We start from the raw sequence: 283 nt of genomic DNA, 5'->3' as shown, positions 1-283 counted from the left end.
CCATCATGATGGCGCCCTCCTCAATCAAAATCACACAAGACTCAGACGCCGCTCGGCAAACCCGTACAGCGGACGCCACAGCAACCGGTTGAACGCGATGACGAAAATCGACATGACAACAATGCCCAACGCAACGCGTGGAAAGTCTCCCGCCTGAGTCGCGTTGGCGATGTAAGAACCCAGCCCTGCCGCTTCCAGATGCTGATCACCCCAGGACACCGCTTCAGCGACGATGCTGGCGTTCCATGACCCACCCGATGCGGTCAGCGCCCCGGTGACGTAG

Annotated in this window: 1 pseudogene; it reads right to left on the bottom strand. The window is 59.7% G+C overall.

Going from position 1 to position 283, the window contains the following annotated elements:
• Nucleotides 1–30 precede the first annotated feature (30 nt).
• A pseudogene (locus ALO43_RS16150) lies at nt 31–283 on the bottom strand (sulfonate ABC transporter permease); the annotation flags it as partial.

Origin of the sequence: Pseudomonas tremae (genome assembly GCF_001401155.1) — a bacterium.
Lineage (GTDB): Bacteria > Pseudomonadota > Gammaproteobacteria > Pseudomonadales > Pseudomonadaceae > Aquipseudomonas > Aquipseudomonas tremae.
This window is presented reverse-complemented; position numbering and strand designations above follow the sequence as displayed.